Source organism: Bradyrhizobium sp. 1(2017) (assembly GCF_011602485.2).
In the GTDB taxonomy this organism is placed as follows: domain Bacteria; phylum Pseudomonadota; class Alphaproteobacteria; order Rhizobiales; family Xanthobacteraceae; genus Bradyrhizobium.
This window is the reverse complement of the sequence record NZ_CP050022.2, coordinates 3,991,905-4,009,959: the sequence shown is the minus strand read 5'-3', so window position 1 is coordinate 4,009,959 and position 18,055 is coordinate 3,991,905. Positions and strand designations below refer to the sequence as shown.

28 protein-coding genes and 1 tRNA gene are annotated in these 18,055 nt (G+C 62.5%); 10 read left to right on the top strand and 19 right to left on the bottom strand.

What is annotated here, in order from left to right:
* Window positions 1-84: 84 nt before the first annotated feature.
* The 3 genes from HAP40_RS19020 to HAP40_RS19010 form a co-directional block, all read right to left on the bottom strand.
* Entirely contained in the window at window positions 85-570 is a 486-nt protein-coding gene (locus HAP40_RS19020; protein ID WP_166816370.1) for a DUF192 domain-containing protein, read from the bottom strand.
* Window positions 571-684: 114 nt separating this feature from the next.
* Window positions 685-1,344 (bottom strand): cold-shock protein, encoded by a 660-nt coding sequence (locus HAP40_RS19015; protein ID WP_166816371.1) that lies wholly within the window; start codon window positions 1,342-1,344, stop codon window positions 685-687.
* A gap of 199 nt (window positions 1,345-1,543) precedes the next feature.
* Window positions 1,544-2,305 carry an SIR2 family NAD-dependent protein deacylase gene (locus HAP40_RS19010; RefSeq protein ID WP_166816372.1) on the bottom strand — a complete coding sequence of 254 codons (762 nt, stop codon included), beginning with the start codon at window positions 2,303-2,305 and terminating at the stop codon, window positions 1,544-1,546.
* A gap of 262 nt (window positions 2,306-2,567) precedes the next feature.
* Here HAP40_RS19010 and HAP40_RS19005 point away from each other — a divergent pair, with 262 nt between their 5' ends.
* The gene (locus HAP40_RS19005) at window positions 2,568-2,732 is read left to right on the top strand and encodes a hypothetical protein (protein ID WP_008558907.1); all 165 of its coding nucleotides are present in this window, start codon (window positions 2,568-2,570) and stop codon (window positions 2,730-2,732) included.
* Window positions 2,733-2,795: 63 nt separating this feature from the next.
* On the opposite strand, the gene HAP40_RS19000 is transcribed toward HAP40_RS19005, so the two are convergent.
* Entirely contained in the window at window positions 2,796-3,080 is a 285-nt protein-coding gene (locus HAP40_RS19000; protein WP_166816373.1) for a hypothetical protein, read from the bottom strand.
* A 285-nt stretch (window positions 3,081-3,365) separates the two neighbouring features.
* On the opposite strand from HAP40_RS19000, the gene HAP40_RS18995 reads away from it, so the two are divergent.
* The gene (locus tag HAP40_RS18995; RefSeq protein WP_166816374.1) at window positions 3,366-3,596 is read left to right on the top strand and encodes a hypothetical protein; all 231 of its coding nucleotides are present in this window, start codon (window positions 3,366-3,368) and stop codon (window positions 3,594-3,596) included.
* 74 nt (window positions 3,597-3,670) lie between these two features.
* Window positions 3,671-3,793 (top strand): hypothetical protein, encoded by a 123-nt coding sequence (locus HAP40_RS18990; RefSeq protein WP_256380437.1) that lies wholly within the window; start codon window positions 3,671-3,673, stop codon window positions 3,791-3,793.
* On the opposite strand, the gene HAP40_RS18985 is transcribed toward HAP40_RS18990, so the two are convergent.
* The 4 genes from HAP40_RS18985 to HAP40_RS18970 form a co-directional block, all read right to left on the bottom strand.
* Window positions 3,790-3,987: a hypothetical protein gene (locus HAP40_RS18985; protein WP_166816375.1), complete on the bottom strand. Its 198-nt coding sequence runs from the start codon at window positions 3,985-3,987 to the stop codon at window positions 3,790-3,792. The genes HAP40_RS18990 and HAP40_RS18985 overlap by 4 nt on opposite strands.
* A gap of 521 nt (window positions 3,988-4,508) precedes the next feature.
* Window positions 4,509-4,676, bottom strand: a complete 168-nt coding sequence (locus HAP40_RS18980) for a hypothetical protein (protein WP_166816376.1) — start codon at window positions 4,674-4,676, stop codon at window positions 4,509-4,511.
* A gap of 79 nt (window positions 4,677-4,755) precedes the next feature.
* Window positions 4,756-4,893, bottom strand: a complete 138-nt coding sequence (locus HAP40_RS18975; RefSeq protein ID WP_008558897.1) for a hypothetical protein — start codon at window positions 4,891-4,893, stop codon at window positions 4,756-4,758.
* A 305-nt stretch (window positions 4,894-5,198) separates the two neighbouring features.
* A complete protein-coding gene (locus HAP40_RS18970) occupies window positions 5,199-5,495 on the bottom strand; it encodes an HU family DNA-binding protein (RefSeq protein WP_018323108.1) in 297 nt (98 codons plus the stop codon).
* 351 nt (window positions 5,496-5,846) lie between these two features.
* Here HAP40_RS18970 and HAP40_RS18965 point away from each other — a divergent pair, with 351 nt between their 5' ends.
* Both HAP40_RS18965 and HAP40_RS18960 read left to right on the top strand, forming a co-directional pair.
* Complete coding sequence (locus HAP40_RS18965; protein ID WP_166816377.1) at window positions 5,847-6,329, top strand: hypothetical protein; 483 nt, start codon at window positions 5,847-5,849, stop codon at window positions 6,327-6,329.
* Window positions 6,330-6,472: 143 nt separating this feature from the next.
* Window positions 6,473-6,775, top strand: coding sequence for a hypothetical protein (locus HAP40_RS18960; protein WP_166816378.1), 303 nt, complete (start codon window positions 6,473-6,475; stop codon window positions 6,773-6,775).
* 37 nt (window positions 6,776-6,812) lie between these two features.
* Here the strand turns inward: HAP40_RS18960 and HAP40_RS18955 are convergent, their stop codons facing one another.
* The 5 genes from HAP40_RS18955 to HAP40_RS18935 form a co-directional block, all read right to left on the bottom strand.
* The gene (locus tag HAP40_RS18955; RefSeq protein WP_166816379.1) at window positions 6,813-7,019 is read right to left on the bottom strand and encodes a hypothetical protein; all 207 of its coding nucleotides are present in this window, start codon (window positions 7,017-7,019) and stop codon (window positions 6,813-6,815) included.
* Between the two features lie 250 nt (window positions 7,020-7,269).
* Window positions 7,270-7,434 carry a hypothetical protein gene (locus tag HAP40_RS18950; RefSeq protein WP_166816380.1) on the bottom strand — a complete coding sequence of 55 codons (165 nt, stop codon included), beginning with the start codon at window positions 7,432-7,434 and terminating at the stop codon, window positions 7,270-7,272.
* Between the two features lie 520 nt (window positions 7,435-7,954).
* The gene (locus tag HAP40_RS18945; protein WP_166816381.1) at window positions 7,955-8,167 is read right to left on the bottom strand and encodes a DUF2934 domain-containing protein; all 213 of its coding nucleotides are present in this window, start codon (window positions 8,165-8,167) and stop codon (window positions 7,955-7,957) included.
* 207 nt (window positions 8,168-8,374) lie between these two features.
* On the bottom strand, window positions 8,375-8,602 hold the full coding sequence (locus HAP40_RS18940) for a hypothetical protein (RefSeq protein WP_166816382.1): 228 nt from the start codon (window positions 8,600-8,602) through the stop codon (window positions 8,375-8,377).
* The gene (locus HAP40_RS18935; protein ID WP_166816383.1) at window positions 8,596-8,829 is read right to left on the bottom strand and encodes a hypothetical protein; all 234 of its coding nucleotides are present in this window, start codon (window positions 8,827-8,829) and stop codon (window positions 8,596-8,598) included. The genes HAP40_RS18940 and HAP40_RS18935 overlap by 7 nt, the downstream gene beginning before the upstream one ends.
* 346 nt (window positions 8,830-9,175) lie before the next feature.
* Between HAP40_RS18935 and HAP40_RS18930 the strand changes: the two genes are divergently transcribed.
* A complete protein-coding gene (locus tag HAP40_RS18930) occupies window positions 9,176-9,328 on the top strand; it encodes a hypothetical protein (RefSeq protein WP_166816384.1) in 153 nt (50 codons plus the stop codon).
* A 164-nt stretch (window positions 9,329-9,492) separates the two neighbouring features.
* Here HAP40_RS18930 and HAP40_RS18925 read toward each other — a convergent pair whose 3' ends face one another.
* Complete coding sequence (locus HAP40_RS18925) at window positions 9,493-9,624, bottom strand: hypothetical protein (RefSeq protein ID WP_256380438.1); 132 nt, start codon at window positions 9,622-9,624, stop codon at window positions 9,493-9,495.
* Between the two features lie 517 nt (window positions 9,625-10,141).
* On the opposite strand from HAP40_RS18925, the gene HAP40_RS18920 reads away from it, so the two are divergent.
* Entirely contained in the window at window positions 10,142-10,594 is a 453-nt protein-coding gene (locus HAP40_RS18920; protein ID WP_166816385.1) for a VOC family protein, read from the top strand.
* A 286-nt stretch (window positions 10,595-10,880) separates the two neighbouring features.
* Window positions 10,881-11,519, top strand: coding sequence for a glutathione S-transferase family protein (locus tag HAP40_RS18915; RefSeq protein WP_166816386.1), 639 nt, complete (start codon window positions 10,881-10,883; stop codon window positions 11,517-11,519).
* A 285-nt stretch (window positions 11,520-11,804) separates the two neighbouring features.
* Here the strand turns inward: HAP40_RS18915 and HAP40_RS18910 are convergent, their stop codons facing one another.
* Genes HAP40_RS18910 through HAP40_RS18900 form a run of 3 tightly spaced genes read right to left on the bottom strand, consistent with a single transcriptional unit; the run spans window position 11,805 to window position 12,554 of the window.
* A complete protein-coding gene (locus tag HAP40_RS18910; protein ID WP_166816387.1) occupies window positions 11,805-11,972 on the bottom strand; it encodes a hypothetical protein in 168 nt (55 codons plus the stop codon).
* A 6-nt stretch (window positions 11,973-11,978) separates the two neighbouring features.
* Complete coding sequence (locus HAP40_RS18905) at window positions 11,979-12,242, bottom strand: hypothetical protein (RefSeq protein ID WP_166819450.1); 264 nt, start codon at window positions 12,240-12,242, stop codon at window positions 11,979-11,981.
* A gap of 57 nt (window positions 12,243-12,299) precedes the next feature.
* Window positions 12,300-12,554 carry a PilZ domain-containing protein gene (locus HAP40_RS18900; protein WP_166816388.1) on the bottom strand — a complete coding sequence of 85 codons (255 nt, stop codon included), beginning with the start codon at window positions 12,552-12,554 and terminating at the stop codon, window positions 12,300-12,302.
* A 224-nt stretch (window positions 12,555-12,778) separates the two neighbouring features.
* Here HAP40_RS18900 and HAP40_RS18895 point away from each other — a divergent pair.
* Window positions 12,779-12,853, top strand: a tRNA-Glu gene (locus HAP40_RS18895).
* Window positions 12,854-12,965: 112 nt separating this feature from the next.
* Window positions 12,966-13,847, top strand: coding sequence for a hypothetical protein (locus HAP40_RS18890; RefSeq protein WP_166816389.1), 882 nt, complete (start codon window positions 12,966-12,968; stop codon window positions 13,845-13,847).
* A 109-nt stretch (window positions 13,848-13,956) separates the two neighbouring features.
* Here the strand turns inward: HAP40_RS18890 and HAP40_RS18885 are convergent, their stop codons facing one another.
* On the bottom strand, window positions 13,957-15,951 hold the full coding sequence (locus tag HAP40_RS18885) for an acyltransferase family protein (protein WP_166816390.1): 1,995 nt from the start codon (window positions 15,949-15,951) through the stop codon (window positions 13,957-13,959).
* Window positions 15,952-16,190: 239 nt separating this feature from the next.
* Window positions 16,191-18,023: an acyltransferase family protein gene (locus tag HAP40_RS18880; protein WP_166816391.1), complete on the bottom strand. Its 1,833-nt coding sequence runs from the start codon at window positions 18,021-18,023 to the stop codon at window positions 16,191-16,193.
* Window positions 18,024-18,055: the final 32 nt, after the last annotated feature.

Genomic DNA, 18,055 nt, shown 5'->3' with positions numbered 1-18,055 from the left:
AGCCCCGTCGATACACGCTTCCCAATGCGCCAGCAAGCATTCTGGAGGCGCCAGCCGGGCCGGCAATGCCCTCGCCTGCCCGGCCTATTTGCTGCCGAACAGCGGATGGCCGACACGATCACCGGGGCGGATGCCGTATTTCTGCGCCGTTCCCGCCACCACCTCCAGCACCGCCCGGGCGGGGCCCCGCGACGAGATGATCTTGGTCGACATCGGCTCGGTGTTCTCGGCGATGCGCAGGATGCGGCCGTCGGCGCGGATGAAGATCATGTCGAGCGAGACGTAGGTGTTCTTCATCCACATCGACACTTCCTGCTCGGGATTGAAGTCGAACAGCATGCCTTTGCCGTCGGCCAATTCCTTGCGGTACATCAGGCCGGTCTGCTTCTCCTCCTCGGTCGTCGCCATCTCGACCGAGAACACCTGCACGCCGTTCTTGGTGACGATCTCGAGCGGCTGGAAGGTCGCGGCGCGGACAGATCCGATTGCGGCCGCCACGCCGGCAACGACGAGAATGGCGGCGAGCCAGCCCTTCGCAACGGACCAGGTAGCCTTTCGATCGGAATTCATGGGGACACTCAGCGGCGTGGGACTGGAACAGTCCTTACGCGGCGGTCGCCAGAAAAGCCAGAGGCGCGCCAGCCAGCCGGCGCGCCTCTGCTCACGATCGCGGGAATAGGCGCGCTAGTGCGACTGCGGGCCCGGCGACCCGGTCTCGGGATGGATCTCGGCCGCCATCATACCTTTGGAGCCGGGCCCGAACCGGACCAGCACATATTGACCGGGCCGCAGCTCGGTCATGCCGAAGCGACGCAGCGTCTCCATGTGCACGAAAATGTCGGGCGTGCCCTCGCCGCACGTCAGGAAGCCGAAGCCGCGCAGCCGGTTGAACCATTTGACCTGGGCCCGCTCCAGGCCGCTGGTCGGGGTGACCGTGACGTGGGTGCGCGGTGGCAGCATCTGCGCCGGATGGATCGCTGTGGACTCATCCATCGAGACCACGCGGAATGCCTGATAGCCCTTGGCGCGCTGGATGCACTCGACGACGATGCGGGCGCCCTCGTAAGCGGTCTGGAAGCCGTCGCGCCTAAGTACGGTAACGTGCAGGAGCACGTCGGGCCAGCCATTGTCGGGAACGATGAAGCCGTAGCCCTTTGAGGCGTCGAACCATTTGATGACGCCGTGAACCTCGACGAGATTGGCGCTGGCCTCGCCGAGGCCGGTGAAAGGACTGAGCGCGGTGTCGCGGCCGCCGCCGCCCTCGCCCGGCGCCAACCGCCCCGGCGACGTGCTCTGTCCGGGAACTCCAAGCTTCTTGGACTCAAATCCGTCCGACGACCCCATAACCCCGGACCCCACACCTGCCATGCAACCCGCCACATTGGCGGCGCTCGAATCACGCGTCTTAAGAGAACGTTCTCACTTCGACGCGACGCGAATCTTTCGAATCAAAAGATAACACTCCCGGTTGCGAGGCATAGACAAAAAAGAGATTCGCCGGAACCTATGAACAGCTTGCACTGCCGCGAATCAAACTGCTGCCTCAATTTGCGACAAAGGGCCCGAGAGTCTCACCGATGTCGTAGTGGATGACGAGATCGGCGATGTCGTCCTGCTCCGTCGGCTCGCGATTGATAATCACGAGTCGTGCGCCTGCGTTCTTTGCCATCATCGGAAAGCCCGCCGCGGGCCATACCACCAGCGAGGAACCGATGGCGATGAAGAGATCGCAGGCTTGCGACAGTGCGGTTGCGCGCTGCATCTCGTCTTCGGGCATCATCTGGCCGAACGAGATCGTGGCGGTCTTCACCGGCTCGTCGCACGACGTGCAGTTGGGCGCGGCACCCTCCGCGTCGAATCGACGCTTCACCCAGTCGAGTTGATAGGCCTGCCCGCAACCGATGCATCTCGCGTAGGTTGTATTTCCATGAAGTTCAATCACGTGCTCGGCGGCCAGTCCCGAAGCCTGGTGCAGATTGTCGATGTTCTGGGTGATGACCGCGGGAACCTTGCCGGCGCGGTACAGCGAGGCCAGCGCGCGGTGACCCCGGCCCGGCCTTGCCGCCGCGAACACCTCCTCCATCGCAAAGCGCCGGCGCCAGGATTCGTCGCGCGCCTCCTGGCTCGCCACGAACTCGTCGAACGGGATCGGACGATTGCGCGTCCAAATTCCGCCCGGCGAGCGGAAGTCGGGGATGCCGCATTCGGTCGAGATGCCGGCGCCGGTGAACGGCACGATCCTCTTCGCTGCGGCGATCATGTCGCCCAGTCGTTCGACGCCGTTGCGAAGATCCGATGCAATCACGCGCTGCTCCCGGTCTGTTTGCGCTAGCCGCAAGGCGGGCAAGCGGCAAGATTGTTGACGCTCTCGTCCAGCGTGGAAAAAGAGCGAAGAGAAACAGGGTAGGCAAGTCTTGCCGCCCTTCGCATATCACAATCCTGCAATGCCTCCTCCCCATTGACGCCCCATTCCGAAGCACCAATGGATGTGTTGACGCGACTCAACGTGATTGCGGCGGCAGCGCTTGAGTTCAAGTGCACATACTCAGGTGTAGAGGGGATTTGACATGACCGAAGACGAACAACGCAAAGAGCGCGAACGCGAAGAAATCGCCGCCCGTGTCGCCGCCTTCCGTGCCACGCAGGAAAAATTCAAGCGCGAACGCGAGGAATATTTTGTGTCGACGCTGGAGAACGCCCGCAAGGTTGAACGTCCCTCGCTCTGGCCTTAGGCGTGACATCACGCGCACGAAAAAAGCCCGGAGCATCGCTCCGGGCTTTTCGTTTATGTGGAACTACCAGTAGGGCCGGTAATGGTGCCGATAGTACGGTCCGCCACCGTAAGCATAGGGACCCCGTCCGTAGTAGTAGCCGGGGCCGTCATAATATCCGTATCTCGGGCCGTAATAGCCGTACGGTTGCGATGCGGCGACCGCGCCTGCGGTGAGTGCGCCGGCGGCAAGGCCGAATGCGAGGCCCGGACCGATGCCGCGGCCGCGTGCCTCGGCAGGCGCAGGCGCCGCGACCGCGGTCACGCCGACGGCTGCGACGGTGGCCAGAACTGCCAGTGTCTTCTTCATGCTTTTCCTCCTTCGCGCGTCTCGCGGAGATAACGGCGGCGGCCTGCGATGGTTGCGTGAAGCATGGAACCCGAAGCGCTCAAAAAAACATTGGGCCGCCGGGAACGAACACTTGCGACACGGATTGATGTTTCAAGTGCGGAAGCCTCCGCCATCCGGGTTGAGGCGACAGCACGAAGACCCCGTCAGCATCCTCCGCGGTGCTGGCGGGGTTTTTAGTTTCACGGGAGAGATGGCAGCAGACGATCACCGCTGCCAGCGGGGCCGACGATCGAGGAGGACAGATTGCCGCTATCCGCTTTGCTGGCCCGTATCCGCCGGCTCGTGCCCAAATCCGACGATCAGCACTACGAGCAGATCGTCCGCAATTTCGGCGTTGGCACGCTGCGCCCGCCGCCGACGCCGATGAGCGACCGCGAGCTGGCACTGGCCATCGCCGAGTTCCTGAAAGAGCAGCCGTCGAGCGAGTCCGTCGCGGCCCTGGGACGCAAGCTCGATCCGTCCTCGCCTCTTTGAGCCATTTTGGCTGCGCACGGAACAACGGGTTCGCGCACACGTTGCAATTGTCTTGAGACAGATGAGGCCCGACAATGCCTGTGTGGCTCGAAGTCCTGCTCAACCTGTCCGGCTATGCCGGCTTCGTGGCGCTCGCCTCGCGCGGCGGCACGTCATCTGACAGGTCGGCCGACGATCGGCTCTGCGAGAAGAGCTAGTTCGCGCGCGGCGCCTGCCCTGCGGTACGCACCAGCCGGTCGGCCTTGACCGCGACACGCGTGTCCTCGACCTGCGGCCGCAGCGAAAAGCTGATCACCACGAAAGCGAGACAGAACAGCGTGCCGACGATGGCGACGCGCCGGTAGGTGTGGCGATCGCCTTGATAAAAGGACGGCTTTGAAAATGGCGTCATGGCAAAATTGCTTCTGGCAAAGGTCGTTTCTTGATTGTCCTTGCCAAGACACCTATCCCAAGCAGCGGCAAGCGCAACGCGATTGGGCTTTTAACCTAACCGAATAGGGTTATCGGCTTTCGCACAAGCTTTCGTTAGGAGTTGCACCTGCCTTCGCAGCTCGGTGTCCGCGCATCGCGTAGACCGGCGCTGCCCTTCACTCCCTGCCCCGCTTCGTTCCGGCTTCGACTCCTCTTCGTTCGCGAAGAACGAATCGGAATCGAAGAAATCGGTGCGCAGCAACTCTTAACAAGCGGTGTGCACGCGCCGCGTAGGTTCAATCGGGTGACGCCCTTCTCGCCCGCCGCAGACGGAGCGACTTCGCGCCAGCCGCGGGGCCGGCAACATCGCAGGCCTGTTGCGAAAGCTCGCCGAGACGCACATGTCCCGCATCGACACAGAAGCCACGGCTTGTTCTGCATGCGACTCCATTTCGTTCGCAAAGAACGAATCGGAGTCGGAAGCTCGGGGAAACGCAAATCCTAACGATCGATGAAGGCAGGCGCCGTCAAGGCTTCGGTGCATGACTCTTCGGCGGCGCCATTTTCGGCGGCAAGAATTTCGAGACGACCGCGAACACGATGACGATCTCGCGGCACGGCTCGCACTGAAAACTGTTGGGTGAGTTCGCCGCCATCGGCTTGGCGCATTGCGGGCATGTCATGCTGCGCGAACGCTGACGTCAGACGTTCGTTCCAAGATATCGGCAACGCGCTCCGCCGATCCCGATCACGCCGCGCGCTTCGCTTTGCCCTTCTCCGAAAAGCATTCCAGGATCTGGATACGGAGCTCTTCCGCGGCCGGCCCCTCGAGCTTCCTGAGTTCGTTCCAGAGCCTGATCACTTCGCGCTGTTTCTCGACGGTCATGAATCACCTCCCAAAGAAGATGACCAACTAGAACAAAATGAGAACAAAAAGTCCAGTCCCCGCCTGCGAAATTCCGGGGCGCGGCGCCTTGAACCTTTTCCGGACGGCGCGGACCTATGGAAGCTGGGGATTTCAGCGCCCAGTCATACGGCAGCGCCGCCTGACGAACATACTCCGTCATCGCGGCGCTGTTGCTTTTTGGATTTTCAACCTTAAGTTAGGGACACGGCTGACGGCCAGGCGCTGAAATCCCAATGCCGTCAGCCAAGAGAGCCCCGTGCGAAAGCGCGGGGTTTTTCTTTTGCCTAGACAGCGTCCTTGGCTACCTTCAGCGGTGAGGCCTTGACCGACTTGCTTGCGGGCTTTGCCGCAAACTGCATCGGCTCCTTGGTGAAGGGATTGACGCCCATCCGGGCTTCGGTCGCCGGCTTGTTGACGACCGACATCTTCACGAAGCCAGGAATGACGAACTCGCCGGACTCGTTGAGCTCCTTATAGCCGACCGTCGCCATGTACTCGATCACCGACTTCACGTCGTTCTTGGACAGCTGCGTGCCTTCCGCAATTGCATCGATCAATTGGGTCTTCGTCATCTTCGCCATGTTCTGAATTCCTTTGAAGGGTGCGCGAATAACTCTGCCGTGGACGCGGCTGGGATCCCGCGGAGGCGCGCTTCTGATTCATGCCAGAGGTCATGAAGTGACGGGGCTTAGAGCCTATCGAGGCCCAAAACGCAAGCAGGGCTTCCCTGGGGTTCCCCGACTTCCTGTGAACGATGCCGCGGCATGTACCGTTTTTTTTGAACCATTTGCGCCCCGGTGCGTCTTATTCATGAAGTCCCCAAGCTTCACCCCACCAGAGAGCCCCGCTTCCCCCAGGCGGGGTTTTCGCTTTTGGGGCCCGGTTGAGGGCGGCGGCTGCTATATGGTCGAATGGTTTCTCGTGGGGGGCTCATGAAGGTTGCTATCGTTCTCGCCGGCCTGGTCGTTGTCGCTGTTGCAGCCATCGTCGCCATCCAGCCAGGCTTCCTGAAGCCGGCCTCCTTGGCCGTCGTGAAGAAGTCGGACATGTTCGGCTTCTCGCCCGGGATGACGTTTGACGAGGCCTCCAAGCTCGTCACTCAGCGCCATTATCTTTGCCGCCAGACCCGAGGCTCGTACACCCTCGAATGCGAGATCAACGGCGCCAAGGTCACGGTCTACAGTGACGATGCCGACGCCAAGCATCCGATCTGGCGCGTCAATGCGGAGTTGAACAATCCGGGGCCGCAGGACGCTGCCGTCAAATCGATCTCCGACCAGTTCAACGCTTCGGCGATCAAAGAGCGCGAGGGATGGACATGGATCGTCGGCCGCGGGTTCAAGCTGAGCTATGACGGGACCACCTTGAGCCTCGTGGACGAGGCCGCGGAGGCCCGGCTTCGCAAAGCGCAATGACGCGTCATCCCGATCTCATGGCGCATTGAGAGCGCAGCCGGTCACCTCGTCGTGAAACTTGTGGCCCGGCACGCCTTGTTGAGACTTCGGTAACCTAACGCCTCCAATCTCGCGTCAGTATCGTTGCGTTGGAGTACCCCACAGTGCTGGATTTTAACGAGCTGCGTGAACTCGCGGCTGATGTGCGCATTTTCGTCGACGTTGCCGAAGACAAGGCGGAAGCGCTGCGTGCCGTCATCGCCGCCTATGACGTGGTGCTTGCGATCTTCCCGTCCGGAGACGGCATGGGCCTGCACGTCGTCAAAGGCAAGGATGTCCTGGACAGGATCGCAAGCTCGCGCAGCCATGCGATGTACAGCCACACGGCCATCGCGGTCCCCGACCTCGAGCATGCGGAAGTGCTCAAATACCTGACCGCGCCCGTCGAGCAACGGGTTGCGGCCTGATTTGCGGACGGGGCGCGGGCGTGACCGCCGCGCCGGTCTAGGCGCTCCGGCTCTTGCGACGCAGACCGATGCGGGTGCCCGGCAGGTTGAGGCCGAGTTCGATCGCACGCGATCTGATCGAGGCGATCGGACGCTTGAGCTTCACGATCATCAAGGTCAGGCTCTTGCCGGTTTCACACATGGACCGGAGCAGCCGGTCGTCATCTTCCGACCAGCGTTCGTGATTGTACGTGCGGGTAGCCATGGGCGTTGCCTCTGAGGCCAGTGAGGCGGGGCCAGTCGCGGGAATGTCAAAGGACCCAGCTTCGCCGGTTCTGAGCGCGGCGGCTGGGTGTCAGTTGAGGAGCGGCTTGTTACGCTGCCGCCTGACCCAGAGATAATTCCAAGGCGCTGTTTTTCAACTGACTTACGGATTTGTAATCGCAGACTCAGTGCCGGCCGGCGATCAGGCCGCCGGCACCGTCCATGAGCTTGTGGCTGCAAGCGCGCTGTTTTCAGTACCCCAGCAGGAACACCGTGAAGCCGATCACGATACAGCTGAGCCCGAGGATTGCCGTCGCGATCTCCACGACGTTTTCCAGGCCGAGCAATCGCACGATGGCGCTCCATGCGACAGACAGGACCAGATCCACGATCGCGCTAAGCAGGGCTTGGAGCATGGCGTTTGGTCGCCCCTGGCTCGGCCGAAGTTCACGCGTCCCGTTTCCGGCCACCCCGTGCGTTTCCTTTGAACTCTCCGCCGGCTCGAACGTCTTGCAGCTGAAGCGTCCCCAAACTTCACCCCGACAGAGAACGCCGCTTCCCCCGGCGGAGTTTTTGCCGTTGCGCGCTGCATCAGCTCAGTTGCGATTTCAAGCCCCTCTTTGCCGTTGACCCGGCGATCCCTTCCACGCACCTTCTCGGCGGGCAAGGTTTTGAGGAGCCATGATGTCGAAAACCCTCGTGGAATTCAGAGCGCAGAACCTTCGTTTGCTTGAACAGCTTTGTCCTGACGACCCGCGATACATCGAAGCGTGGCTGAAGCAATTCGATGAGCAGAACGGGATCATATCCGAAGTTCATGCCAAGCCCGGAAAGACCCGAGGTGCTTCTGCCGCCCGGAAGGCTGCCTCCTCCGGCCGGACCAGATCATCTCGCGCTTCGGTTCACTCGGTTTCGTGAAGCAAGCGCCGCATCTTTTCAGGCGGCGCGGCGCTTCTTGCGCGAAGCTGCAGATTTCGTTTTCGATTTGCCGGAGTTCGCCGTCGAGACCCGCGCCACCGCGCCCAGAGAGGTGGCGAGGATTTCGCGCTGAGCTTCGAGCCAATGCCGTTCGGCGTGGCCGTGCTCGGCACCGCCGTCCATCCAAAGCTGGTAAGCACGCTCGCGGATCGCTTGTTCCAGATCTGACATGTCGCTGTCCCCTCCAATTTGGAGCGGCATCCTGAGCGCGGTCGGTTAACAAGCTCTCAAGCGATCGACGTTCCGCTTTCGGAATGCGCATCGCATCACTTGCCAGTCAGCGCCGCTCTCCCGAGCCGATGCACGATCATCGCAGTTTGAGTGCGAGCATCGCAACGGGCGATGCTTCCGGGCGTTGCAGTCACGGCGCCAAAGCGCTCACGGAACGTCCGCGGCTTTTCTGCTCTCACCGATCGAGACCGGCTTGTTCAGAAAATACTCGCGGTTGCCGGTCGCGGCTTCCGCGTATTGATCGATCGCCACGATGATGGCCTGAACGTGGGCATAGCACCACCCTTCCCGCGTCGCCCTGCGGCGAACGTCCTCGAGCGCGGTCAGGAAGGGCGACAGCTCTCTCTCGTCGTCAAACCAGCGCCTGCTCACCATGTCCGCCCCCCGAGCACCCTGCCCCTGGTCGGGCGCGGCTGCGCCGCCTTCAGCGCGTCGCGTTGCGCGCAGAGATCGTCGACCTTCGCCTCCATCCGCGACAGCAGGGCTTCGGCCGAGGCCGTCCCGAGACCCGCGCGCTGCAACTGGAGGACCTCCTTCCGCTGCCGTCCGATCTGGATGCGCATCCGTTCGATTTCCCGCCTGACATAGTCCAGGTCCGGCATGTTCCGCCTCGCGATTTGAAGATGAGATATGAGAACAAAAGCCGAACAAAAAGTCGAGTCCGACGTTGGACGGAAAACGGAATAGGAGATGTGCGATGGCCGACAACACCCGGAAAGATCCGAAAAACTGGGTTTCCGGCGACGACCCGATGACTGGGTCCAGGAATCCGACCGCAAGACCCTCGCCGAGCAGGCCCACGAGACCCCCCGCCCAAGGACGAGCTGACCAAGGCCGAGGCCTCCGCACTGTTCGACAAGATGCGGCAAAAGGCCGGGCTGAAGGCGTGAGCCGTAGAATTGCGGGAACCCGGTTCCATGTGTATGCAAACGAAATTGGGAATCGGAAATGCCATATTTCGTTTGCGCCCGCGACGGAGCGGGCCAGATCATTTTGAAGAGAGACACCAAGGAAGCGGCCGAGAAGAAGGCCGCCGAGCTCCGCGACATGGGCTATTTCGAAGTCGAGATCATCGCGAAGGGCGTCGAAAAGGCGGCGTGAGGGATTGGGATGGGGCTAATAAGCTAAGGAGCCCGCAGACGGCGGGCGTCTTGAAGAATGGCCGCAAGCTCAATTCGTGCGAATGAGAAGGCCCAGCCGGTCCCGGCGCGGCCAGGACGGTTTCGCACACGAAGCCGATGCCCAACGGGGGCAATCGGGCTTCGTCAAAACAGGTCCCCGACAAGATTGATGATGCTGACGATCAGACCGGAAAGACATACCGCGGTGCCGAGATCAGCCAGGTAAAGCAACGCGTGCCGTTCGTCCTCACGTAGTTCTGCCAGCGCCTTGCGCATCTTCCCTCTCCATGGCCTCGATGAGCTCTTGGTCATCGAGAACATTCAGCAGATTGTTGATCGTCCTGTTGCAGTCGCGCGATCCCGGTTCGACGTAACTTGCGAGAATGGCCCGCGCCTGTTCGACGGCTTCTCTCGCGCGATCCGGCATGCCGGTACTCCACTTACTCTGTGAAGCAGAACGCGATCACGAACGACACGTTCCTTTGTGGCTCGGCCTTTGAATATGCCTGCGCGTAATTCTTGGGAGGCGAGGTTACGATATTCGACGTCGGCGTAGTGCTGGATCGGATCGCGTTTCGGTTGGCACTTCCTGTTCGCATTCAGCTTCTCTGCGATGGGCCAAATTCCTTCACTGTCGCTGCGATCGTCACGCTGCGCTTTCGCTCAACTCCCGCAACGTCCTCACGCACATTTGCCTCTGCCCCCTGCCCCTCCTCCCCAATTCCTGCTATCTCTCACTCCCTCGCCGTCCCGGCCCAAAGCAAAACCCCGTCCATCCAAGGGAGCAACAACCATGCGATACCTCCACACCATGCTGCGCGTGCGCAATCTCGATGTCGCGCTGAAATTCTATCAGGATGCGCTGGGCTTGAAGGAGGTGCGGCGGATCGAGAACGACAAGGGGCGTTTCACGCTGGTGTTCCTGTGCTCGGCGGACGATCTTGAGGCGCTGAAGAAGCAGCCGCAGACGCGCGGCGCGCCGCTGGTCGAGCTCACCTATAATTGGGACGAGGAGAAGTACGGCGAAGATCGCTTCTTCGGTCATCTCGCCTACGAGGTCGACGACATCTACGCCACTTGCGAGAAGCTGCAAAAGGCCGGCGTCACCATCAACCGGCCGCCGCGCGACGGCAACATGGCTTTCGTGCGCTCGCCGGACCTGCACTCGATCGAGCTCTTGCAGAAGGGCGATCCGAAGCCGCCGCAGGAGCCTTGGACGTCGATGCCGAACACTGGTCATTGGTAAGACACCGGCAGGAACCAGGCCCCTCGCCCGACGTTCTCCTTTCACGAAACCGATTGGAGGAGGATGCGATGGCAAGAGGGCTGTTGCTGTGGATGCTTGGCGTGCCGATCCCCGTGATCATTCTGCTGTGGTTGTTCTTCGGCCGTTGAGCGTCAGGTACGATTTTGCAATGAAGGCTCCGCCCATGGCGGAGCTTTTTGCATGAGGGGCGCGCGGCAATCGCGCATCTCCAAACGGCAAATTCCGCTATCACCCGTGCAAGCAACAACGCCGCGGGAGACGCCTCATGCCTGACTCCAAGCTGACGATCTGGGGCCGCGCCAATTCGGTCAACGTGCAGAAAGTGCTGTGGTGCCTCACCGAGCTTGGCCTCGCCTATGAGCGCATCGATGCAGGCATGCAATACGGCAAGACCCGCGAGGCCGATTATCTCGCGATGAACCCCAATGCGCGGATCCCGACGCTGGTCGAGGGCGACTTCGTGCTGTGGGAGTCCAATTCGATCATGCGCTATCTCTGTCTCGCGCACGGAGATGGCACGCCGATCTATCCGCAGGCGCCGAAGCTACGCGCCTCGGTGGACCGTTGGCTCGACTGGACGCTATCGGCGGTGCAGCCGGTCGACCGTCCGGTGTTCTGGGGCATCGTGCGCACCGCGCCCGCCGAGCGCGACATGATCCAGGTGCAGCGCGATGCCGATGCCGCCGCCGAGGTCTGGGCCATCGCCGACCGCCTGCTCTCCTCGCGCCGCTTCATCGATGGCGATGCGTTCACGCTCGCCGACATCGCGATCGGCTCCTATGCGCGGCGCTGGCTCGGCGTCGAAGGCATCAGCCGCCCGGCACAGCCGCACCTCACGCGCTGGCTCGCCGAGCTCGGCAAGCGGCCTGGCTTTGCACAATTCGTCGCGCCGCCGATGTCGTGACTGCCGGCGCTCCGTAAGTTGCGATGATGGTGCGAGAAATCGCCGTCGTGGCGCAGCGGCTTTGCGTTGACGCCTCTCGCGGGCGTCGCCGGGCGAGAGAGCGGACATGATGCCCGAGCAAGCCGCCCGATCCATCGGCCGCATCTTTCGAAGATGGCATCATGCCCGTGTTTTGCCCGACGCGTCAAGCTCTGTTTCGCTAAATCCTAAGCGGCAAATGCTGAGCGTTTAGCGTGGGTTGGCTACTGTGCATGGGGTTGTTTTTCAATTTTTTGCATCATGCCCCTAGCGCCAGCCCCGCTCGACCAGCAGGACGACGATGATCAGCACCAGCGTTACCGCACCGGTCGCCAGCCGCGCGGTCCAGCTGAGGCCGCGGCCGACCCACCACAGCAGCGCGCAATACATCAGCACGGGGACGATGAGGTCGAGCCGCAACAGATCCGCGGGCATGGGCCTTCAGCGCCTGACGGTGGTGTCGACGCTGATCGAGCCGCCGACCTTCACGCAGGTCCCGGTGCCCTCGACCATGACGAAGCGCGGACCGTAGGAGGCGCAGGAGCCCGCCCGGGCCGCCCCGGCCGTGCCCTTCAGCGGCAGCGTCTTTCCGATTTCCTTGTCCGCCGCTTTGCCCGGCCGTCCGGCGGGCGGCAGGCGCAGGCTCTCGGCCGCGATCGCGGGCGTGGCCATGAGCGAGATCAGGATCAGGAGCGGCATGCGCATCGCCGCCTTGTAGCCCGGACGGGGCCTGTGCGCCATTGGGCTTGCTGCGGCGCGATGTCAGAGGAACTTGATGCCGGCCGACTTGCCCCGGCGCCAGACCACCTGGCAGCTCCGCCCGGTGCGCGCGTCGCGGGCGAAGGCCAGCCGGATCACGCCGGGAAGCTGGCTCGCATCCTCGTCCATCGTGATCTTGGCGCCCGTGTCCGAGATGTCCTGGACCAGGCAATGCCGCGCCGCGAATCCGCCGTCGAGCGTGATCCAGGCGTGCTGCGACAGCAGCTTGCGGGCGGCGCGCTTCTTTGGCGGTGGCATCGGACAATCTCCTCCTCCAGCGCTACTCAGGGAACCCTAAGAAACCGTTGAATTCGCCGCCCTATCGCTCCCGGCCCCGGCGCTATCCACCGGGCGCAAAAGACCGATCCCGAACGGCTTGCCCGGGAGCGCAAAGGCCACTATACGTTCGCCCGCTGCAAGCCGCCGGGCCCCGTTCGGCCGGCCAGCGGCCGTGCCGCGGAAAGCGGCAGGGCCCTGCGTTTGCTCCCTTCGTCTATCGGTTAGGACGCCACCCTTTCACGGTGGAGAGAGCGGTTCGATTCCGCTAGGGAGCGCCATGCCGCCGAAGCCAGTCATGGGGAATCGCGCGCAACTACTAGCGGCCGGTCCGGTTGACTCGCCCAATGCTTGCAGGATACCTCCAGATCACTCAATTCCGGGGTGTGCTGCATGAGAAAGCTGAAGGTGGCCGCATATGAGATGCGGCATGCCGTGCGCGACAAGCTGTTCCGCAATAACCAGCCCTTGGCCGTTAATCTGCGATACGCGAAATACCAGGCTGAGGTGCGCAAAGGCTGGAAGCCAAATGGAATTTCCGCTGGCGATACCGCGCTGGCGCAGCAATTCCAAAAGGACGGATATATCGTCTTGCCACCGCCGCAGACGTTGGACGGCGACGGATTGGCGCGACAGACCGATGACGCCTTCGCTGTGCCGGCGAACCGGTACACGATCATGGACGGTCTGTTCCGGATGATCGACGGCGTCGAGCGGATTCCGTCCGTTGCCGACGTTTTCGATGCCCAGATGGAGCAGGTGCTGGAGAGCTACTACCAGTCGCATTTCAAGATTTTCGGGATCTATTTCTACCGGACGCTGCCGACGCCATCGAAGCCGCAATCGAGTTTTCTTTGGCATCTGGACAATTGTCCGGGGCCGGAGATCAAGCTCATGGTCTATCTGGACAACGTCGTCGAGGATACCGGCGCATTTCGGCTCAAGAAGAAGTCGCTGAGCGACGACATCAGGGCCAAGGGCTTTCGGAACCGAAGCCAGATCCAGCGTGTCCAGGCCGATCTCGAGAACGGTGCGACGACTGACGTCATCGAAGGGCCGCCGGGCACGCGTATCCTGTTCGAGAACGGCCAAGTGCTGCACAAGGCAACTTCGCCGCTCCGCGAGCACCGCGACGTCGTAACCTTCGTGATCATCCCATCCGACGTACCTTGGCGCGCGCACTTCGCGCGGAACCGTCATTTGCTCAGCACAAATGCCGGCGCGTGCATCGATCCCTGGACGGACCGGCCGCAGCATGTGGGCTACGGCCACTAGAGATCGCGGCAATCATGGATGACGCGCTTCGCTGCCCGGCCGCGTGAAAGGCAGCCGATCGAACGGCGACGCCGCATGCCAGATCCCGGCGCGTGAACGCTGGATGCGATCAGTTCGTCCGCTCATCGCGCCGCTCGCGCGCGAGCAGCACGTCTGTAAGGCCGATCGTGTCGGCGAAGTCGCGTCTGGTCTGACGAGTCAGGTTGCGACGAAGGTGATTGGCATCGAGGTAGAGAAACTCGCCATCGAGATCGACTTTGCAGCCATTCGATCTGCAGAGTTTTCGCGCCGGAAAAACCAGGTCGACATTGGGCAGCCCCCGCGCAACCTCGTCGAGCATGTTGTCAACGGATGCCGACCCCTGCAGGTCTGCAGGTGCGTCGGACGACGCGCCCACCGCGTTACAGGGCGCCCTCCAGAGCTTTGCAACGGTGGCATGCGCGCATCCTATGACATTCTGGGAAAATTCGGGTTCGCTCCCAATCACAACGAACCGCCGGCCTGAGATTGACATCGCTTCGATGAACTTCACGAGTGCACGGCGCATGGCCTCCAGTCCGGCCCTCTCGTCGCCCTTCCCTACCCGCCTGGGCAACTCTGGCCACTTTGACGTCACGATGACCTCATCAACCAGCATATCCTGCTGGAGCAAGTTCAGTCCGTGCGCATGGGATCGCTCACATCGTTGCCGGAAGTCCGGCACATCGATCGAGATGATGTAATTCTCATCGCCGAGGATCGCCGAACATGTAGCGAAGACGAGGTAGGACCGCTCCGGATCCACGGCAATCGCCTCAATGATCGGCGCGAAATGCTCTGCGTGACTGTCGCCCCAGATCACCGACTTGCGCTTCGCGCTGTCCCAGGGCGCGCCGAAAACGCAATATGAGCCTGCCATTTCCTTGATCGGAACAGCCTTGCAAGGCCAGTTATGCATGGTCTCGTAACTTCGCATCGGCTGCGCCTCCAGCGGCAGGCGCTGCGGAAGTCCGCTTGCGCTGCTGATGTAGAACGACGCGCCGAGGATCGCCAGCATGCTCAGAATACCTGCGCCTACCGTGCGAAGAGGACGCCAGCGTCGCTTGCGAAATGGCTGCTCGACATAGTGATACGAGATCGCAGCGATGGCGAACGACGCGGCGCAGAGCGCGATCGCCTCGCCCGGGGTCGGGACACCGTTGTTGATGTAGATCCGGTAGAACACCCAGATCGGCCAGTGCCAGAGATAAAGGCTGTAGGAGATGAGCCCGATCGGCGCCAGCACGCCCAAGACGCGGCTCGACGTCGTTTCCTGAGCGCGGGGCCAGATGATCAGCGCCGCCCCGATGCAAGGGTAGAGGGCAAACACACCGGGAAACTTGGAAGGCGACAGGGTCAGTCCGATCGCAATGAGGATCAGTCCGGCGACCGCTGCGATTTCGCCCGCCACGCGGTTCATCGCGGGCAGGAACACGAGGAGCGCGCCGATCGCGAGCTCCCAGGATCGCGGCAGCGCCATGTAGAACGCGCTCTTGGGATCGACGCGGAAATAGAAGATGCTGGCCGCACACACCGCCACCACCAAGACGGCAACTCCAGCGGCCATGACAAGCCGCGAGCGGCTCTGTGCGAGCACGAACAGCAGTAACGGCCACACCAGGTAAAATTGCTCTTCGACCGCAAGCGACCAGGTGTGCAGGAGCGGCATGAGATCCGCAGTCTGGTCGAAGTAGCCGGTGTGGGCCAGGAAGAAGAAGTTCGACACGCCGAACGCAGCAGCCGCCGCGCTCGAGGCGAGATGCGTGTACTCTCCCGGCAAGAGCAACACCAGACCCGCCATGAGGCTGGTGGCGAGCATCATCAACAGCGCCGGCAGGATACGCCGCATACGCCGATCGTAGAACGCCAGAACCGAAAACGTGCCGGCCGCGATCTCGTTGACCAGGACCTGCGTGATCAGAAATCCACTGATCACAAAAAACACGTCGACGCCGGTAAATCCCCCTCGGAGCGGAGCACCGTAGTGGAACAGGAGAACCGTGACCACGGCAATGGCGCGCAGCCCATCGATATCCCGGCGGTACTCTAGGTTTTGGGGGCGATTGCCGCTGACGTCTAATTGCATCTGGGCGACAGTAGTATCCCGGGCCCGTCACCAGGGCAACCCATGCGGCATCCCTCAGCCGACCGCAAGAACCGGCAACACGCTGCGTTTCGTCTGCACGCTTTCATATACGCGCGAAGCTAGCGCGCCAAGCGCATCAATCGCTTCACCGTCGAGCCTGCCGAACTCTGGCAGCTCCGCCAGCAGGCTGCGCGGTCAGGACGCCACCCTTTCACGGTGGAGAGAGCGGTTCGATTCCGTTAGGGAGCGCCAGCCGTCCGGAACAGTTCCCCACCGATGACACCGAGCACCAGCCTTGCGCCACCCGGCGACAGGTGGATCGTATCGGTGGCAATCACCTCCCTCTCCGGCGTACGGACCAGGCATTGTTGCCGCACGTCGCAGAGCACCTTGCGCAGCGAGACGTAGCCAATTCCGGCCGATTTGCCGAAGTCGGCCATCAGCTCGTCCTCGGCAGGACCGGAGACGCCGGAGCCGAGCCGGTCCGGCAGTTCATGCGAGAAGCGGTAGTGGTTGATGACCGCATGCGGCAGCGTGCGCTTCCAGACCGGCGGCGGCCCGACGATCACGACGCGCGCGATCCCGGCGCTTCGAAGCACGGCGATGGTGCCGCCGAGCTTCTTCAGGTCGTTGTCGAAGCCCCACATCGCATGCAGCACGACGATGGCGGGCCGAGCTGCGGCGATCAGGCCAAAGGCCTTGCCGTTACTGGCGGTGCAGCCGGCGTTCGGTCCGGCATCGAGGATCGGCGCACAGCCGGGCGCCGTGAAGCGGCCGACACGGAACGCGGCGCGTTGTGCGCCTTCCGCGAGCGCCGGATAGAGCGCTGCCGAATTCGAATCGCCCCACAGCACCAGCAGCGGCTCGTCGCCCGGCGCGATGCAGCCCGCGTCGAAACCGCTGCCGGGCGCTTCGAGGAAGCAGCGATCCCTGAAGGCGGGATTGTCGTCGGTGCTCACGCTCGCGACCGCCTGCAGTTCTGTCGGAAAGCGCCACGGAACTCCCGCCGAGATGACGATGGCCGTTCCGATCATGCCGACCGAGCAGAGTGCAATCGACAGGGACGGCACCACGTCACGACGATTGCGGATTGGCTGTTCGATGAAACGGAAGGTTAGGATCGACAGCACGGTTGCAGCGAGGATCGCACCCCAGATCTCGAGGAAATTCGGCACCCCATGCCGCACGATCCCGAGATAGGTCAGGAGTGGCCAGTGCCAGAGATAGAGCGGATAGCTGATCAGACCGAGCAGCACGGCGGGCCGGCTCGACAGCAACAGGCGGTTCGTCAAGGCGTTCGGCGAGACGATCACGAATGCGGCGCCGGCGACGGGCAGTAGCGCCAACATCCCCGGAAACGGCATCGCGCGATCGAACAACAGCGCGGACGCTGCGATAGCGGCAAGGCCGATCCCGCCGAGAAGGTGGCTGCTGCTCTTCCTGACCAGATTGGCTTCGGCCACCAGCCCGCCGATCAACAGCTCCCAGGCGCGCGGCAACGGCGCGTAGAACGCCCAGTCCGGATGCGTCACGACCAGCACCGCACTGGCAGCGAGCGACAGCACAATCGCGCCGAGAATGTACAGCCGGCGGCGCGGCGAGCGCACCAGCAGGCCGAGTGCCAACGGCCAGAAAATGTAGAACTGCTCCTCGACGCCGAGTGACCAGAGATGCAGCAGTGGATTTTCGGCGGCGAGCGGCGCGAAATAACCGAGCTGCCCGAGCTGGAGCAGGTTGGACGCGAACAAGACGCTGGCGAGGATGTTCTCGCCCAGCAGGCGAAACTGCGGGGGCAACAGGATGACCCAGCCGATCGCGGCGGTGACCAGCAGCACCGCGATCAGAGCCGGGAAGATGCGCCTGATCCGGCGCGCATAGAATGTGGAGATCGGCGTCCCGCCATGGCTAAGCAGGATACGGGTGATCAGGTAGCCGGAGATGACGAAGAAGACGTCGACACCGACGAAGCCGCCGGGAAGCATCCAGGGGTGCGCATGATACCCGACCACCAGCAGGATTGAGACGGCTCGTAGCCCATCGATGTCTGGCCGGTAGTTCTCGGACGGCGTCATTGGATGTGAGGTAGCGGCATTCGCGCTGCGAC

Excerpts from the sequence above, each read along its gene's own strand:
- HAP40_RS19020 (WP_166816370.1), bottom strand. The coding sequence starts at position 570 with ATGAATTCCGATCGAAAGGCTACCTGGTCCGTTGCGAAGGGCTGGCTC.
- HAP40_RS19015 (WP_166816371.1), bottom strand. The coding sequence starts at position 1,344 with ATGGGGTCGTCGGACGGATTTGAGTCCAAGAAGCTTGGAGTTCCCGGA.
- HAP40_RS19005 (WP_008558907.1), top strand. The coding sequence starts at position 2,568 with ATGACCGAAGACGAACAACGCAAAGAGCGCGAACGCGAAGAAATCGCC.
- HAP40_RS19000 (WP_166816373.1), bottom strand. The coding sequence starts at position 3,080 with ATGAAGAAGACACTGGCAGTTCTGGCCACCGTCGCAGCCGTCGGCGTG.
- HAP40_RS18990 (WP_256380437.1), top strand. The coding sequence starts at position 3,671 with ATGCCTGTGTGGCTCGAAGTCCTGCTCAACCTGTCCGGCTATGCCGGC.
- HAP40_RS18985 (WP_166816375.1), bottom strand. The coding sequence starts at position 3,987 with ATGACGCCATTTTCAAAGCCGTCCTTTTATCAAGGCGATCGCCACACC.
- HAP40_RS18980 (WP_166816376.1), bottom strand. The coding sequence starts at position 4,676 with ATGCGCCAAGCCGATGGCGGCGAACTCACCCAACAGTTTTCAGTGCGA.
- HAP40_RS18975 (WP_008558897.1), bottom strand. The coding sequence starts at position 4,893 with ATGACCGTCGAGAAACAGCGCGAAGTGATCAGGCTCTGGAACGAACTC.
- HAP40_RS18970 (WP_018323108.1), bottom strand. The coding sequence starts at position 5,495 with ATGGCGAAGATGACGAAGACCCAATTGATCGATGCAATTGCGGAAGGC.
- HAP40_RS18965 (WP_166816377.1), top strand. The coding sequence starts at position 5,847 with ATGAAGGTTGCTATCGTTCTCGCCGGCCTGGTCGTTGTCGCTGTTGCA.
- HAP40_RS18955 (WP_166816379.1), bottom strand. The coding sequence starts at position 7,019 with ATGGCTACCCGCACGTACAATCACGAACGCTGGTCGGAAGATGACGAC.
- HAP40_RS18950 (WP_166816380.1), bottom strand. The coding sequence starts at position 7,434 with ATGCTCCAAGCCCTGCTTAGCGCGATCGTGGATCTGGTCCTGTCTGTC.
- HAP40_RS18945 (WP_166816381.1), bottom strand. The coding sequence starts at position 8,167 with ATGTCAGATCTGGAACAAGCGATCCGCGAGCGTGCTTACCAGCTTTGG.
- HAP40_RS18940 (WP_166816382.1), bottom strand. The coding sequence starts at position 8,602 with ATGGTGAGCAGGCGCTGGTTTGACGACGAGAGAGAGCTGTCGCCCTTC.
- HAP40_RS18935 (WP_166816383.1), bottom strand. The coding sequence starts at position 8,829 with ATGCCGGACCTGGACTATGTCAGGCGGGAAATCGAACGGATGCGCATC.
- HAP40_RS18930 (WP_166816384.1), top strand. The coding sequence starts at position 9,176 with ATGCCATATTTCGTTTGCGCCCGCGACGGAGCGGGCCAGATCATTTTG.
- HAP40_RS18925 (WP_256380438.1), bottom strand. The coding sequence starts at position 9,624 with ATGCGCAAGGCGCTGGCAGAACTACGTGAGGACGAACGGCACGCGTTG.
- HAP40_RS18920 (WP_166816385.1), top strand. The coding sequence starts at position 10,142 with ATGCGATACCTCCACACCATGCTGCGCGTGCGCAATCTCGATGTCGCG.
- HAP40_RS18915 (WP_166816386.1), top strand. The coding sequence starts at position 10,881 with ATGCCTGACTCCAAGCTGACGATCTGGGGCCGCGCCAATTCGGTCAAC.
- HAP40_RS18910 (WP_166816387.1), bottom strand. The coding sequence starts at position 11,972 with ATGCCCGCGGATCTGTTGCGGCTCGACCTCATCGTCCCCGTGCTGATG.
- HAP40_RS18905 (WP_166819450.1), bottom strand. The coding sequence starts at position 12,242 with ATGCGCATGCCGCTCCTGATCCTGATCTCGCTCATGGCCACGCCCGCG.
- HAP40_RS18900 (WP_166816388.1), bottom strand. The coding sequence starts at position 12,554 with ATGCCACCGCCAAAGAAGCGCGCCGCCCGCAAGCTGCTGTCGCAGCAC.
- HAP40_RS18890 (WP_166816389.1), top strand. The coding sequence starts at position 12,966 with ATGAGAAAGCTGAAGGTGGCCGCATATGAGATGCGGCATGCCGTGCGC.
- HAP40_RS18885 (WP_166816390.1), bottom strand. The coding sequence starts at position 15,951 with ATGCAATTAGACGTCAGCGGCAATCGCCCCCAAAACCTAGAGTACCGC.
- HAP40_RS18880 (WP_166816391.1), bottom strand. The coding sequence starts at position 18,023 with ATGACGCCGTCCGAGAACTACCGGCCAGACATCGATGGGCTACGAGCC.